Origin of the sequence: Stappia indica (genome assembly GCF_020177335.1) — a bacterium.
In the GTDB taxonomy this organism is placed as follows: domain Bacteria; phylum Pseudomonadota; class Alphaproteobacteria; order Rhizobiales; family Stappiaceae; genus Stappia; species Stappia indica_B.
Genome location: NZ_JAIVMG010000010.1, coordinates 186,706 through 201,448 on the forward strand (window position 1 = coordinate 186,706; position 14,743 = coordinate 201,448).

The following is a 14,743-nucleotide window of genomic DNA, read 5'->3' on the forward strand; positions in this document are numbered from 1 at the left end:
AGTCGAAACCAGAGGGAGTAGGACATGAGGAAGATATTGCTCGCAGGCGCCATGCTGGCCCTGGCCTTCGGCCCGGCCCGGGCGGCCGACGATGTGACCTTGCAGTTGAAATGGGTGACGCAAGGACAGTTCGCCGGCTACTACGTTGCCGCCGACAAGGGGTTTTACGAGGAAGAAGGGCTCAACGTCACCATCAAGCCGGGCGGTCCGGACGTGGCCCCGGTGCAGGTGCTGGCCGGTGGTGCCGCCGATGTTATGGTCGACTGGATGCCCTCCGCGCTGGCCGCGCGGGAAAAGGGCGTGCCGGTGGTCAACATCGCCCAGCCCTTCGCCCGCTCCGGCCTCAATATGGTCTGCCGCAAGGAAACCGGCATCGAGAAGCCGGAGGATTTCAAGGGCAAGACCCTCGGCACCTGGTTCTTCGGCAATGAGTATCCGCTCTACAGCTGGCTGGCCAAGCTTGGCCTGCCGCGCGACGGTTCGGCGGAGGGCGTGACCATTCAGAAGATCGGCTTCAACGTCGATCCGCTGCTGCAGAAGCAGGCCGATTGCATCACGGCGATGACCTATAACGAGTACTGGCAGATCATCGACGCCGGCATTCCGGAAAGCGAACTCGTCGTCTTTAACTACACCGACGAGGGCGTCGCGACACTTGAGGACGGGCTTTACGTTCTGGAAGACAAGCTGAAGGATCCGGCCTTCGTCGACCAGATGGTCCGCTTCGTCCGCGCCTCGATGAAGGGCTGGGAATACGCCCGTGAGAACCCGGACGAGGCGGCCGATATCGTGCTGGAGAACGATGCCACCGGCGCCCAGACGGAAAAGCATCAGCGTCGCATGGTGCGCGAGATCAACAAGCTGACCGAAGGCACCGATGGCACGCTGAACCTGCTCGACTATGAGCAGACGGTGAAGACGCTGCTGTCCGGCGGCTCTACGCCGGTGATCACCAAGGTGCCGGAAGGGGCGACCTCCACCGTGGTGACGGACAAGCTCTGAGGGAACGACATGAAGGCGCCGTGCATTCGGCGTCTTCATGTATTTCAGGTTGAATTTGCTTGTGCTAATACTTCTTGATTATTCGCTGGATAAGAATTTTCCGGGAGTAGTTCTGAATAAGCGCCATTTACGCTTTTTTATACCAATTCGGGCCAAGCATCCGATCGCAGGTTTCGCAAGTTTTGCGGCTTCCCTCTGAATCGGATGGTCATGATGTTGAAGAAGGCGTCAATCACGACGAAGCTGGTGATCACCAGCACGGCGGTCCTCGTTGCCACGCTCCTTGTCGGTATCTCGCTGATCGCCTGGCAGTCGTCCCGCATCGCCCGGGAGATCGCGATCAGCGAGGCGCGGGCGATTGGCGAACGGGAAGCCCAGGCGATTCGTCGTCAGCTTGAGGTCGGGCTGGCCACCACCCGGGATCTGGCGGCGACCTTTACCGCGCTGAAGGCGGCGGGGATGGTCGACCGCGATGTGTGGACCGCGGTGCTCGACCGCGCGCTGCGCGACAACGGGGCGCTCTCCGGTGTCTGGGGCGGCGTCATCACCGACGATCTCGACGGCCGCAACGCCGAGTTCGTCAACAAGAACAGCTGGTACGATGCCACCGGCCAGTGGCGCCCGTATGTCTACCGCAAGGCGGACGGCAGCATCGGCCATCGCCCGACCGGCGAGATTACCGACGAGCCGGACAATGCCTGGTTCAATCACAGCTACCGCACCGGTGAGAATTTCGCCACCGAACCCTACACCTGGGATGTGGGTGGCAAGATGGAGATCGGCATTTCCATGGCCGCGCCGATCCGTGCCGAGGGCCGGATCCTCGGCGTTGCCGGGATCGACGTTTTCGCCAGCGGCTTTTCCGAACAGCTTGCAAAGATCAAGCCGCTCGGCTCCGGCCACGTTGCGCTGGTGTCGCAGAAGGGCATCTTTGTCGCCCACCCGGATGCCGGTCTCATCGGCAAGCCGTTTGCCTCCGCCTTTGCCGGGGAGGAGCAGGCTGCGGCGGTGACGGCTCTTGCGGCGATCGGCGATGGCCGGGCCATGAGCTATGACGGGTATTCCAAGGCGCGCGGCGAGGATATGTACCGGATGCTCATCCCGGTGCGGATCGGCGACACCCGCCAGACCTGGTCGGTGGTGGTCAGCGTTCCGACCGCAAGCCTGGCGGTCGCCTCGAACACCATCGTGATGTGGGTGGTGGGCATCGGTCTGGCCCTGGTGCTGGCCGTGGCCGCCGCGCTTTATCTGGTCGGCCAGCGGGTGATCCGCCGTCCGGTCGAGCATACGCTCGGTCATATCCAGGCGTTGGTCGATGGCAACTACGGTGTGGAAATTGACACGACCAAGCGCCACGATGAAATCGGCAAGATCGGCCGGGCGCTGGAGGTGTTCCGGGACAAGTCGGCCCGGGCGGAAGCGCTGGCCAGCGAGCAGGAGCGCGACCAGCGTGAACGGATCGCCCGGGCGGAGACTGTCGGCGCCCTTACCAGCGAATTTGATGCCTCGGCTGCGCAGTTGCTGGAATCGGTCGCGGCCTCCGTCACCAGCCTCAATCGGGCGGTGGGCGAACTGACCGGCGCGGCGGAGGAAACCAGCGCCCAGAGCACGGCGGTCGCGGCGGCCTCGGAGGAAGCCTCCTCCAACGTCGGCACGGTGGCCGCCGCCGCGGAGGAGCTGTCCGCCTCGGTGTCGGAAATCGCCCGGCAGGTGCGCAACTCGGCGGAAATCGCCGCCAATGCGGTGTCCCAGGCGCATCAGACCAATGCCAAGATCGAGGGCCTGTCGACGGCGGCGAGCCGTATCGGCGAGGTGGTCAAGCTGATCAACGACATTGCCGAGCAGACCAACCTTCTGGCCCTGAACGCCACCATCGAGGCGGCACGGGCCGGCGAGGCCGGACGCGGCTTTGCCGTCGTCGCGGCGGAAGTGAAGGAACTGGCGACCCAGACCTCCAAGGCGACGGACGAGATCGTCAGCCAGATCAGCCAGGTGCAGACCGAGACCGATGGCGCGGTCGGCGCGATCCGCGACATTTCGCGGACGATCGAGGAGATCAACAAGATCTCCGGCGATATTGCCGCCAGCGTCGAACAGCAGGGCATGGCGACCAATGAGATCGCCATGAACGTTCAGGAGGCGACCGCCGGCACCCAGGATGTCTCGCGCAACATCGCCGGTGTGTCGAAGGCGGCACAACTGACCGGATCGGTGGCGCAGCGCATCCGCCAGGATGCGGAGACCCTGCGGAGCGAGGAAGAGCGCCTGCGCGGCAACGTGGAAGCCTTCCTTTCCGGCATCCGCGCCGCAAGCTGACGGGCGGCCGGACGCACGAGGCCCCCAAAAAACACCGACGCGCCGCCGGCAGCCCGGCGGCGCCAGGCTGCCGGCAAAGGGCAAACGCCCCTAGGGGGGCGTCCTCCCGGACGAATCGAAGCTGAGATCCGGGATCGGGGAGCCACAGTGTTTCGGCTCCAGTCGATTGAAAACGCTTCTCTTCTGGCTCTCCGATCCCGGCTCGGGGGCCAGGATGACGCTGAGGCGCGGGGCACCGAGTGCCGCCATGCGGAGGAGAATCCTCATCCACAAAGCGCGCATCAGAGACGAATTCGCTGCGATGAGTTGATGACGAAGCCTGAGGATGGGGCGTCATGCGCGCTGCCGGTTCCGCCGGCAGCGCGTTTTTGCTTTCATCCGCCTTCGCCGGCGTCCTCGCGCCGGCCGGCCAGGCTGCGGCCGATCAGCGGCGAGACCATCGGCGCCACCAGCACCAGTGCCGCGATCACCAGGATCGACAGGGTGAGCGGGCGTTCCCACAGGAAGGCCCAACTGTCGTTGTTGATGATCAGCGCCCGCCTCAGGTTCTCTTCCATCATACCGCCAAGAATGAAGCCGAGCAGCATCGGCGCCATCGGCATGTCGAGCAGGCGCAGCACCACGGCGGCGACGGCGAAGATCACCATCAGCTGGATGTCGAAGGTGTTGAAGGAGACGAAATAGACGCCGATCAGTGAGAAGAACAGGATCATCGGCACCAGCACCGTGTGCGGCAGAGCCAGCACCCGGGCGATGTAGGGGATGAGCGGCAGGTTCAGCACCAGGAGGATCACATTGCCCAGATACATGGAAATGATCACCGACCAGAACACCTCCGGGTTTTCCACGAACAGGCGGGGGCCGGGCTGGATACCGTAGGAGATCAGCGCGCCGAGCATGATCGCCGTGGTGCCGGATCCGGGAATGCCGAGGGTCAGAAGCGGCACGAAGGAGCCGGAGCAGGCGGCGTTGTTGGCGGTTTCCGGTGCCGCCAGTCCGCGGATCGAGCCCTTGCCGAATTCCTTGCCCTTCTCCGGTCCGGCGAGGCGCTGCTCCATGCCATAGGCAAGAAACGAGGCAATCGTTGCCCCGGCGCCGGGCAGGACGCCAACGAAGAACCCCAGGATCGACGACCGGCCGACCACCGGAGCAATGTCCCTGACCTCGGCGCGGGACAGCTTCATCGACCCGAGATTGGCATTGGCCTCCTTTTCCCGCTGGATATCCGCCGCCGTCTTCGGTTTCAGCACCGACATCAGTGCCTCGGAAAGGGCGAATGTGGCCATCGCCAGCAGCAGGAAGGAAATGCCGTCGATCAGGTCGAGCATGCCGAAGGTGAAGCGCTGCATCCCTTGCGTCTCGTCGGTGCCGATGGTGGACAGCATCAGGCCGAGCACGGTCATCAACAGTGCCTTCAGCACCTTGCCACGCCCGGCGAAGGCGGCAACGGCGGTCAATCCGAGCACCATCAGCGCGAAATAATCGGTCGACTGGAAGGCGAGGGACACCACCGCCAGCGACGGGGCCGCGATGAGCAGGAAGATCGCGGCGATGGTGCCGCCGGAAAACGAGGAATAGGCGGCAATCGCCAGCGCCTTGCCCGCATGGCCCTGCTTGGCCAGCGGATAGCCGTCGAAGGCGGTGGCCACGGTTCCGGCGACGCCCGGCGCGTTGATCAGGATCGAGGAGGTCGAGCCGCCGAAGATCGCGCCGTAATAGACCCCGGCCATCAGGATCAGGCCTGTTGCCGGATCGAAGCCGTAGGTGATCGGGATCATCAGGGCGATGGCGGAAATCGGCCCGAGACCGGGCAACATGCCGATGAAGGTGCCGGCAAAGCAGCCGACGGCGACCATCAGGATGTTGAGCGGGGAGGCGGCGGTCGAAAGACCGACCAGGATACCGTCGAGCATGGCTGTTACCGTCCCAGGAACTGAGGCAGTGGCGCGATGTAGACGCCGAGGAACTGGGTCATCAGCACCCAGAAGAAGACGACGATGGCGATGGACACGCCGAGCAGGATCCACAGCCGCCGCTCTCCGAGAACGAACATGCCCCCGGCCAGAAAGAACGTGGTCGACAGGAGAAAGCCGAACAGGCGCACGGTCAGGCCATAGACGACCATCAGCAGGCACAAAAGGCCGACCCGGAGAAGCGGATGGGGGCGTCGTCCGTCCTCGCCCGCCGGCGCGGGACGCAGCAATTGGCGCATGGCCCGTCGCCAGGTCGCCTCCTCATCCGCGCCGGTGCTGGCCGGGCGCAGCAGCAAGACGAGCGACAGGGCGATGCCGAGCAGGCTGAGCGCCTGCGGCATCGTTCGTGCGGTGAAGGCCTGGTTGGCCTGGAACGGCAGCAGCGGAATGTCGAAGATCATCACGCCATAGCCGATGGAAAACACCAGCATGAGAAAGGCGCCAAGGCGGTCGCGGGTCAACATGGCATTGCTCGACGGTCGGAGAGGGCTGCGGGCGATGGCATCCCGGGCGCGGCGATCGGTCCGCCGCGCCCGTTTGTGCAGGAAGGAGGCGTCAGAGGAAGCCCAGTTCCTTCATCAGCCCGCCGATTTCCTGTTCCTGCTTTTCAAGAAAGGCAGTGAAGTCATCGCCCGGGTTGTAGATGTCGACCCAGCCGTTGCGCGTGCGCACCGCTTCCCATTCCGGGGTGTCGTACATCTTGGCGAAGGCCGCCTGGTAGGCCTGGCGCTTTTCCGCGCTGAGGCCCGGAGGGCCGAAGAAGCCGCGCCAGTTGACGAACTCGGCGCCTTCCGCGCCAGCCTCGCCGCAGGTCGGCACGTCGGCGGCGATGTCGAGACGCTTCGGCGCGGTGACGCAGAGGATGCGCACCTGATCCTGTTTCGCCAGATCGATGGCCTCGCCGAAGCCGGTCGACAGGGCCATGATCTCGCCCGACAGCAATCCGGCCATGGCCTTGCCGCCCGCGTCATACGGCACGTATTTGACATCGGTCGGCTTGCCGCCGGCGCTCTTCATGATCAGGGCGGCGACGATGTGGTCCATGCTGCCGGCGACCGAGCCGCCGCCGATCGAGACCTTGGTCGGATCGCTCTTGAAGGCCTCTGCAAGGGCGGCGAAGTCCTGGACCTGGCTGTCCTTGCCAACGACGAGTGCGGCATAGTCGCCGATGGTTCCGGCGACCGGCGTCAGGTCGCGGAAGGACTGGGGAAACACCTTCTGCAGCGAGCGGATGACGATCGGCGTGGAATTCACCATCAGCGTGTCATCGGCCGTGTCGGCGATTTCGATCAGATGGGCGATGGCCTTGCCGCCGCCGCCGCCGGACATGTTTTCATAGGAGGCCTGGCCGACGATGCCGGCCTTGGTCAGCGCCTCGCCGGTGCCGCGTGCAGTGCCGTCCCAGCCGCCACCGGCGCCGCCGGGAATGAGGAAATGGATGCTGTCGATATCGGCCGCATGGGCGCTGGCGCCAAGTGACAGGCCAAGGGCCGTGGCGACGGCGACAAGGCCGCGTCGTGAAATGGTCTTCATGGTTTTCCTCCCTGGCACGGTCCCTCCCGGACCGCGACATCTGTTGCGGTGGCGCGCGAGGCGCCGCCGATGGACAACCATGACATGCCAGTCTGACGCGAAGCTGTCGCTGCGCCGCAGAAACGATGTGGCAATGCAAAACGGGGGGAGGCGGCACGTTTACTGGATGCGCAGGGCCCGGTTCCAACGGTCGATCAGCCGTTGCCGCTTGACCTGATCGAGATAGACCACAAGCGCCGGACCGACCGGCACCGGCCGCAGCCGGCCACCGAACTCCGCGCGCAGCGAACTGGCGGTGTTCGGCCCGTCCAGATCCTGGCGGAGAGCGGCAAGGCTGCCGGTTTCTGCCAGGATTTGCTGGCCTTCGCGCGACAGCATGAAGTCGAGAAAGGCGGCGCCGAGGTCGGGGGCGGCGGCGTTGCGCGGCACCAGGCCGGTGCGCGACATCACCACCGTGTAATCCTCCGGCAGGATGATGCCCAGATCCGGAGCGGAGCGGGCCCAGGCGGCCGCGTAGGAGCCCAGAATGTTGTAGCCGAGGAGGAACCGCCCGTCGGCGACCCGTTCGACGATGGCCGAGGAGTTGGAGTAGAGCTTGACCCCGGCCGCGCCAAGGGCGCCGAACAGCTCCCAGATCTCCTTGTTGTGCTCCCGGTCCCGGGCGAGGAAGAACAGGCCGAGCCCGGCTCGCTCCACGTCATAGGTGCCGACCCGGCCATAGAGGTTGGCTTCGTTGGCCTTCAGATAGCGGGTCAGCGCGGCCCGGGTCCGGGGCGGTTCGTGCCCGGCGAAGGCGGGCTTGTGATAGAGGATCACCGCCGGCTCGAAGGTGACGCCATAGACCGTGTCGCGCCAATGCGCCCAGTACGGGAGACTTGCGGCTTCGCGCAAGGTCACCGCCTGGGCATAGCCATCGTTCGCGAGCTTCACCTGAAGGTCCATCGCCGAGGAAAAGGCGAGATCCGCCGTGGGCGCGTCCCGGTCGGTCTCCTCGATGATACGGGTGTGGATGTCCTGGGTCTGAAGTTCGAAATAGCGCAGGCCCACCCCCGGGTAGAGCCGCTGGAACCCGGTCAGCAGCGGTTGCGCCAGGGCGGCGTCGAGCGAGGAATAGATGGTCACGCTCCGCGCCGACTGCTGATCGCCGGCGGGCGGCAGCTGCCGCGTCGGCGTGTCGTCACCGGCCGCCCGGGCTGGCGCTGCCGGACCGGCGGCAAGGACGAACGCGGCGAGCAGAAATGTCAGGACAAGACGCAGCGGACGGGTCTGGCTCGGTCGGGAGGCATGGCGGCGGGGCTCGGTCATGCGGCGAAGTATGGCGATGAACGGTCGGCGCTTTCAAGCGGTGGTTTGCGGGTGGCAGGCTTTCGGCGAAGGGCAAGGCTTGCCAGGAAGAGGCGGGTGTCGTCTAAATTTCATCAAAAGCTGCCGCGGCGACGGCAACGGCCGGACAACAAAAGGTGGGACAAGCGGGTGCGGCTTCTCGTTGTGGAGGACAACAGGGCGCTGGCGGCGGGATTGTCGCAGATGCTGCGCGCCGCCGGTTATGTGGTCGATGCGGTGCATGACGGGGAGACCGCCGAAGCGGCCCTCGACACTGGCAGTTTCGACCTGATCGTTCTGGACCTTTCCCTGCCGGATATGGACGGGCTCAGCCTGCTGCGTGGCTTGCGGGCGCGGGGGACCCAGACAGCCGTCCTGGTGCTGACGGCGCGGGGCGCGCTCGACGATCGCATTCGCGGTCTCGATTGCGGTGCCGACGATTACATGACCAAGCCGTTCGAGGTGGAGGAACTGGTGGCGCGGATCCGGGCGCTGCTGCGCCGTCACGTGGGCGCGCGCAGCGGGGTTCTCGATCATGGGCCGCTGCGCTTCGACCTGACCCACCGACAGGCCTATCTGGGTGAGGTGCCGCTCGATCTGACGGCGCGCGAGCTGAATGTGTTGCAGATCCTGATGAGCCATCCGGACCGGGTGGTGTCCAAGCAGCAGATCGCCGAGCGGCTGACCGAATTCGGCGACGATCTGTCGGACAATGCGGTGGAGCAATATGTGTCGCGCCTGCGCAAGCGGCTCGAACCGCATGGCCTGCGCATTCGCACCGCGCGCGGTCTCGGCTACCGGCTGGAAGCGGGCTAGCGCATGGCATGGTTGCGGCCCCAGGCTCCCCGCTCGCTGTCGACGCGGCTGCTGTTGTGGCTTCTGGTGCCGCTTAGCCTGCTTGCCGGCCTCGGGCTGGTGGATGCCTACCGCGAGGCGCGGGCAACCGCCAACGCGGTGCTGGACCGGGTGCTGACCGGATCGGCGCTGGCAATCGCCGAACGAGTCGCGGTCAATTCCGAGGGCGAGCTGGAAGTGGACGTTCCCTATGTGGCGCTGGAAATGCTCACCAGCGCCGCCGAGGACAGGGTGTTTTACAAGGTCGAGGGGCCGCCGGGCACCTTCGTGACGGGCTATCGCCAGCTTCCGGTTCCCGAGACGGCGCCCACGGCGCGGATGGCTCATGACGTGCGGTTCGCCGATGCGGTGTTTCGCGGTGCGCCGGTGCGCATCGCCATTCTGAGCGGTGCCGCCGCCTCGCGCGACCGGTCGATTTCCTTCCGCGTCTCGGTGGCGGAAACCACCACCGCGCGGCGCGCGCTGGCTCGCGACATCCTCCTGCGTACGGCCCTGCGGCAGGTGCTGCTGATTGTCATTGCCGCGACGGCGGTGTTCCTCGGCATTCGCCGGGCCCTGCGCCCGCTGGCGCGGCTGGAGGAGGCGATCGACCGGCGCAGCCCGGACGATCTCCGGCCGATCCGCCATCAGGTGCCGCGCGAGGTGGGGCGGCTGGTCGGCGCGATCAACGGCTTCATGCTGCGGCTGAGTGAGGCGCTGGCCGCTCTGCGCCGGTTCACGGGCAATGCCTCGCACCAGATCCGCACGCCGCTGACGGTGATCCGCACCCAGATCGAACTGGCCCGTCGCGCCGAGGACCGGCAGACCGCGCTCGCCGCACTCGATGTGGCCGATCAGGCAGTGGCCCAGAGCGAACGTACGCTGGCGCAGCTTCTGGTGCTGGCCCGGGTCGATGAGGCATCCGCCGACCGGATGGATACGGCGCCGCTCGATCTGGCGGCGCTGGCGCGGCAGGTCACCGGCGAGTTGGAGCCGGGCGCGGCGCGGGCCGGGCTCGATCTTGGCTTCGAGGCGCCGGAGGGGGAGCGGGTGCCGGTGCGCGGCAACGCCATGCTGCTGCGCGAGCTTCTGCGCAACCTGATCGAGAACACCATCGCCTATGCCGGCGCCGGCTGCCGCGCCACCGTGCGGGTCGGGGTGGAGGGCAAGGCCGCGCTGCTGGAGGTGGAGGACAACGGCCCGGGCATCGACGCGGCGGCCCGCGCCCGGGCGCTCATGCGCTTCGAGCGCCTGTCGGCGGAGGGACCGCAAGGCGCGGGCCTCGGCCTTGCCATCGTCGATGAAATCGCCAGGCTGATGGGCGCCCGGATGGCGTTGCAGGACGGGCGAGACGTCCCGGAGGGCGGCGACGGCCGAGGATTGCGTGTGTGTCTGCGCTTCCCGCTGGCCGACCGGCCAGCCGCTGCGGCCTCCGGGGCGTGACCTAGCCGCCCTGTGCGCCAGGTGACTGAAGGCTGCCGCGCGTGCGGGCCTGCATCCACTGGTCAAGGGCGGCGGCTTCTTCCTCCGTGACGCGGAGCCCGAGTTTGGAGCGGCGCCACAGCACGTCCCCGGCGGTTCGCGCCCATTCCCGATCCATCAGGTAGCCGACCTCGCGGGCGCTGAGATCGGCGCCGAACATCGGCCCAAGATCATCCGTCGTGACAACGCCGTCGAGCATGAGCCGCGTGGCGGTGCCGTAGAGGCGGGCGAGCCGGGTGAGCAGCGCCGGGTCGAGCTGCGGCCAGTCACGGCGGAACTCCTCGACCAGCGCATCAAAGCCGGTGGTGGGAAAATCGCCGCCGGGCAGCACCGCGTCACGGGTCCAGGCGGGGCCGGCGGCACCAAGCACGGTCTCCACCTCTTCAAGCGCCGACTGGGCCAGCCGGCGATAGGTGGTGATCTTGCCGCCGAAGATGTTGATCAGCGGCGCGTCCTTGTCGCCGTCCGGGCCGCCTTCCAGCTTCAGCACATAATCACGGGTGGCTTCCTGCGCCTTGGAGGCGCCATCGTCGAACAGCGGGCGTACGCCCGAATAGGTCCAGACCACATCCTCGCGGGTGATCGGCTGGCGGAAATACTCGCTCGCCGCCTCGGCGAGATAGAGGATCTCCTCCTCACTGGCCGCGACCTTGGCCGGATCGCCGGTGAAATCCCGGTCGGTGGTGCCGATCAGGGTGTAATCCCGCTCATAGGGGATGGCGAAGACGATCCGCCCGTCGGCGTTCTGGAAAATATAGGCGCGGTCGTGATCGAACAGCTTGTTGACGACGATATGACTGCCCTGCACCAGCCGCACATTGTGCGGCGCCTTGCGCTCCAGCGCGCTTTCCAGCAGATGATCGACCCAGGGCCCGGCGGCATTGACCATCAGCCGGGCCGAAACCTCGCGGGTGTCGCCGGTCTCCTCGTCGCGCAGCACCGCATGCCAGAGGCCGCCCTCGCGCCGGGCGGAGATTACCCGGGTGCGGGTGTTGATTTCTGCGCCCCGATCGGCGGCGTCGCGGGCGTTGAGCACAACGAGGCGGGCGTCGTCTACCCAGCAGTCGGAATATTCGAACGCGGTGGTGAAGCCGGGCTTGAGCGGCTGGCCGGCGGCATCGCGCCTGAGATCCAGCGTTTTGGTCGCCGGCAACAGCTTGCGCCCGCCGAGGTGGTCATAGAGGAACAGCCCGAGGCGCAGCAGCCAGCGCGGGCGAAGGCCCTTTTGATGCGGCAGCACGAAGCGCAAGGGGCGGATGATATGCGGCGCGTTCGACCACAGAAGCTCGCGTTCGCTCAACGCCTCGCGCACCAGGCGGAACTCGTAATACTCCAGGTAGCGCAGGCCGCCGTGGATCAGCTTGGTCGACCAGGAGGAGGTGCCGCTGGCCAGATCGTTCATTTCCGCAAGGCAGACGGAATAGCCGCGCCCTGCCGCATCGCGGGCGATGCCGCAGCCATTGATACCGCCACCGACGATCAGGAGATCATACGGGGGTGTTTGCGGTTGCGGGGACATCAACTGGGGCGCTCCGTTCTGTCTGAGGCGATTTCCACCTTCACGCCATTCTCGCGGCAGGTCTCCAGGACCCGGTCCGGCGGGGCGGTGTCGGTGACGAATATGTCGATTTCGGAAAGGTGGGCGATGCGCACCGGCGCGCTGCGCTGGAACTTCATGGCATCGGCCACAAGCAGGGTCTGGCGCGCATGGGTCATGATCTCGCGGGCAACCCGCACCTCGCGAAAGTCGAAGTCGAAGATCGTGCCGTCCTCGTCGATGGCCGAAGCACCGATCACCGCGTAGTCGACCTTGAACTGGCGAATGAAGTCGACGGTGGCCTCGCCGACGATGCCGCCATCGGAGGCGCGCACCTGGCCGCCGGCGATGATCACCTCGATCGAGGGAGCCGCGCGCAGGATATTGGCGACATTGATGTTGTTGGTGATGGCCATGATGCCGTCATGCTGCAACAGCGCCCGCGCGACCTGTTCGGTGGTGGTGCCGATGTTGAGCATGATCGAGGCGTTGTCCGGGATCAGCGCGGCCGCGCGCTGGCCGATCCGGCGCTTCTCCTCCGAGGCAAGCTGGCGGCGGGCGTCATAGGCGTAGTTGGCGATCCCGGAGGGCAGCACCGCGCCGCCATGGACCCGCTGCAGCATTCCCCGTTCGCACAGCTCGTTCAGGTCCTTGCGGATCGTCTGCGGCGTCACGTTGAATTCGCTCGCCAGCCCGTCCACATCCACCCGCCCCGCTGTGCGGGCCAACGCCAGGATATCGGCCTGCCGCGGTGGCACCGGATCCATTCGTATTCCTTTCGTTTTCATTCGTATGGATGGAGATCTAACGCCATCCTCCCTAAATCCTGCGCATTTTCCGGTCGTATGGCAATATTCTTTCCGGGTTGACCTTCATTTTTTTTCGTTTGATAGTCCTCTTGCGGTTTCATATGGGAGGAAGACCGATGCGACAGAAAATGCTTGCGGCAGTTGCAGCCGCGGCGCTGTTTGCTGTTGCCGGAAACGCATTTGCGGGACCGGAAGAGGCAAAGAAGTGGATCGACAGCGAATTCCAGCCATCCGTCCTTTCCAAGGACGAGCAGATGGCGGAGATGGATTGGTTCATCAAGGCCGCCGAGCCGTTCAAGGGGATGGAGATCAACGTGCTGTCGGAGGGTATTCCGACGCATGAGTATGAATCCAAGGTGCTGACCAAGGCATTCGAGGAGATTACCGGCATCAAGGTCAATCACCAGATTCTCGGTGAGGGCGAGGTGGTGCAGGCGGTTCAAACGCAGATGCAGACCAACCGCAACCTTTATGATGCCTATGTCAACGATTCCGATCTGATCGGCACCCATTCGCGGCTTCAGCTCGCGGTCAATCTGTCGAAGTGGATGGCGGGCGAGGGCAAGGACGTCACCTCGCCGACCCTCGATCTCGACGATTTCATGGGCATCAGCTTCACCACCGGGCCCGACGGCGACCTTTACCAGTTGCCCGACCAGCAGTTCGCCAACCTCTACTGGTTCCGCAAGGACTGGTTCGACCGCCCGGACCTGAAGGAGCGGTTCAAGGCGAAATACGGCTATGAGCTCGGCGTGCCAATCAACTGGTCCGCCTATGAGGACATTGCCGAGTTCTTCACCAATGACGTGAAGGAGGTCGACGGCGTCCGGGTCTTCGGTCACATGGATTACGGCAAGCGCGCACCGGATCTCGGCTGGCGCATGACCGATGCCTGGTTGTCCATGGCCGGGACCGGATCGGCGGGCGAGCCCAATGGCCGGCCGATCGACGAATGGGGCATCCGCATGGACGAGGGCTCGTGCAACCCCTCCGGCGCGTCCGTCTCGCGCGGCGGTGCCACCAACGGCCCGGCGGCGGTCTATGCCATCCGCAAATGGGATGAGTGGCTGCGCAACTACGCGCCCCCGGGGGCGGCCGACTATGACTTCTATCAGTCGCTGCCGGCGCTCAGCCAGGGCAACGTCGCCCAGCAGATCTTCTGGTACACCGCGTTCCTCGCCGACATGGTCAAGCCGAAGTCGGAAGGCAACAACACGGTGGACGACGAGGGCACGCCGCTGTGGCGCGCCGCGCCGAGCCCGCATGGCCCCTACTGGAAGGAAGGCCAGAAGGTCGGCTACCAGGACGTGGGCTCCTGGACGATCCTGAAGTCGACGCCGACCGACCGGGCCAAGGCGGCCTGGCTTTATGCCCAGTTCGTGACCTCCAAGACCGTCGACACGAAGAAGAGCCACGTCGGGCTCACCTTCACCCGCGACAGTTCCGTGCGGCACGAGAGCTTCACCGAGCGGGCGCCGAAGCTTGGCGGTGTGGTCGAGTTCTACCGCTCTCCGGACCGGGTGCGCTGGTCGCCGACCGGCATCAACGTGCCGGACTATCCGAAGCTGGCGCAGCTCTGGTGGCAGAACATCGGCGATGTGAACTCCGGCGCCTTCACGCCGCAGCAGGCGATGGATCGTCTCGCCGGCGAGATGGACACCATCATGGCCCGGATGCAGCGTGCCGACGAGGCCAACAACACCTATGGCGGCTGCGGTCCGCGCCTCAACGAGCCGAAGGATCCGTCCGAATGGCTCGGCAAGGGCGGCGCCAAGGCCAAGCTCGACAACGAGAAGCCGCAGGGCGAGACCGTCAACTATGACGAACTCGTCAAGCAATGGTCGGAAGCCAACTGATCGGCCGATGAAAGCACCATCCGGGGGCGCTGTGCCCTCGGATGATGCGCCCGGCGAAGGGCCGGAGCCGATGTTACG

General features: G+C 65.7%; 11 protein-coding genes. 5 read left to right on the forward strand and 6 right to left on the reverse strand.

Annotation, left to right across the window (positions count from 1 at the left end; translation table 11 throughout):
• Window positions 1–24: 24 nt before the first annotated feature.
• Together LC062_RS14875 and LC062_RS14880 are read left to right on the forward strand one after the other, a co-directional pair.
• Window positions 25–1,002, forward strand: a complete 978-nt coding sequence (locus LC062_RS14875) for an ABC transporter substrate-binding protein (RefSeq protein ID WP_224911824.1) — start codon at window positions 25–27, stop codon at window positions 1,000–1,002.
• 210 nt (window positions 1,003–1,212) lie between these two features.
• The gene (locus LC062_RS14880; protein ID WP_224911825.1) at window positions 1,213–3,318 is read left to right on the forward strand and encodes a methyl-accepting chemotaxis protein; all 2,106 of its coding nucleotides are present in this window, start codon (window positions 1,213–1,215) and stop codon (window positions 3,316–3,318) included.
• A gap of 374 nt (window positions 3,319–3,692) precedes the next feature.
• Here the strand turns inward: LC062_RS14880 and LC062_RS14885 are convergent, their stop codons facing one another.
• The 4 genes from LC062_RS14885 to LC062_RS14900 form a co-directional block, all read right to left on the reverse strand.
• Window positions 3,693–5,231 (reverse strand): tripartite tricarboxylate transporter permease, encoded by a 1,539-nt coding sequence (locus LC062_RS14885; RefSeq protein ID WP_224911826.1) that lies wholly within the window; start codon window positions 5,229–5,231, stop codon window positions 3,693–3,695.
• A gap of 5 nt (window positions 5,232–5,236) precedes the next feature.
• Window positions 5,237–5,755 (reverse strand): tripartite tricarboxylate transporter TctB family protein, encoded by a 519-nt coding sequence (locus LC062_RS14890; protein WP_224911827.1) that lies wholly within the window; start codon window positions 5,753–5,755, stop codon window positions 5,237–5,239.
• Window positions 5,756–5,846: 91 nt separating this feature from the next.
• Window positions 5,847–6,824 carry a Bug family tripartite tricarboxylate transporter substrate binding protein gene (locus tag LC062_RS14895; RefSeq protein WP_224911828.1) on the reverse strand — a complete coding sequence of 326 codons (978 nt, stop codon included), beginning with the start codon at window positions 6,822–6,824 and terminating at the stop codon, window positions 5,847–5,849.
• Between the two features lie 159 nt (window positions 6,825–6,983).
• A complete protein-coding gene (locus LC062_RS14900; RefSeq protein ID WP_224911829.1) occupies window positions 6,984–8,129 on the reverse strand; it encodes an ABC transporter substrate-binding protein in 1,146 nt (381 codons plus the stop codon).
• Window positions 8,130–8,297: 168 nt separating this feature from the next.
• Here LC062_RS14900 and LC062_RS14905 point away from each other — a divergent pair, with 168 nt between their 5' ends.
• Complete coding sequence (locus tag LC062_RS14905) at window positions 8,298–8,963, forward strand: response regulator transcription factor (RefSeq protein WP_224911830.1); 666 nt, start codon at window positions 8,298–8,300, stop codon at window positions 8,961–8,963.
• A 3-nt stretch (window positions 8,964–8,966) separates the two neighbouring features.
• A complete protein-coding gene (locus tag LC062_RS14910) occupies window positions 8,967–10,424 on the forward strand; it encodes a sensor histidine kinase (RefSeq protein WP_224911831.1) in 1,458 nt (485 codons plus the stop codon).
• A gap of 1 nt (window position 10,425) precedes the next feature.
• On the opposite strand, the gene glpD is transcribed toward LC062_RS14910, so the two are convergent.
• Complete coding sequence (gene glpD, locus LC062_RS14915) at window positions 10,426–11,982, reverse strand: glycerol-3-phosphate dehydrogenase (RefSeq protein ID WP_224911832.1); 1,557 nt, start codon at window positions 11,980–11,982, stop codon at window positions 10,426–10,428.
• Complete coding sequence (locus LC062_RS14920; protein WP_224911833.1) at window positions 11,982–12,767, reverse strand: DeoR/GlpR family DNA-binding transcription regulator; 786 nt, start codon at window positions 12,765–12,767, stop codon at window positions 11,982–11,984. Before LC062_RS14920 ends, glpD begins: the two co-directional genes overlap by 1 nt.
• Window positions 12,768–12,925: 158 nt before the next feature.
• Between LC062_RS14920 and LC062_RS14925 the strand changes: the two genes are divergently transcribed.
• Entirely contained in the window at window positions 12,926–14,665 is a 1,740-nt protein-coding gene (locus LC062_RS14925; protein ID WP_224911834.1) for an ABC transporter substrate-binding protein, read from the forward strand.
• Window positions 14,666–14,743: the final 78 nt, after the last annotated feature.

Coding starts and splice junctions, on each gene's coding strand:
- LC062_RS14875 (WP_224911824.1), top strand. CDS start 25: ATGAGGAAGATATTGCTCGCAGGCGCCATGCTGGCCCTGGCCTTCGGC.
- LC062_RS14880 (WP_224911825.1), top strand. CDS start 1,213: ATGATGTTGAAGAAGGCGTCAATCACGACGAAGCTGGTGATCACCAGC.
- LC062_RS14885 (WP_224911826.1), bottom strand. CDS start 5,231: ATGCTCGACGGTATCCTGGTCGGTCTTTCGACCGCCGCCTCCCCGCTC.
- LC062_RS14890 (WP_224911827.1), bottom strand. CDS start 5,755: ATGTTGACCCGCGACCGCCTTGGCGCCTTTCTCATGCTGGTGTTTTCC.
- LC062_RS14895 (WP_224911828.1), bottom strand. CDS start 6,824: ATGAAGACCATTTCACGACGCGGCCTTGTCGCCGTCGCCACGGCCCTT.
- LC062_RS14900 (WP_224911829.1), bottom strand. CDS start 8,129: ATGACCGAGCCCCGCCGCCATGCCTCCCGACCGAGCCAGACCCGTCCG.
- LC062_RS14910 (WP_224911831.1), top strand. CDS start 8,967: ATGGCATGGTTGCGGCCCCAGGCTCCCCGCTCGCTGTCGACGCGGCTG.
- glpD (WP_224911832.1), bottom strand. CDS start 11,982: ATGTCCCCGCAACCGCAAACACCCCCGTATGATCTCCTGATCGTCGGT.
- LC062_RS14920 (WP_224911833.1), bottom strand. CDS start 12,767: ATGGATCCGGTGCCACCGCGGCAGGCCGATATCCTGGCGTTGGCCCGC.
- LC062_RS14925 (WP_224911834.1), top strand. CDS start 12,926: ATGCGACAGAAAATGCTTGCGGCAGTTGCAGCCGCGGCGCTGTTTGCT.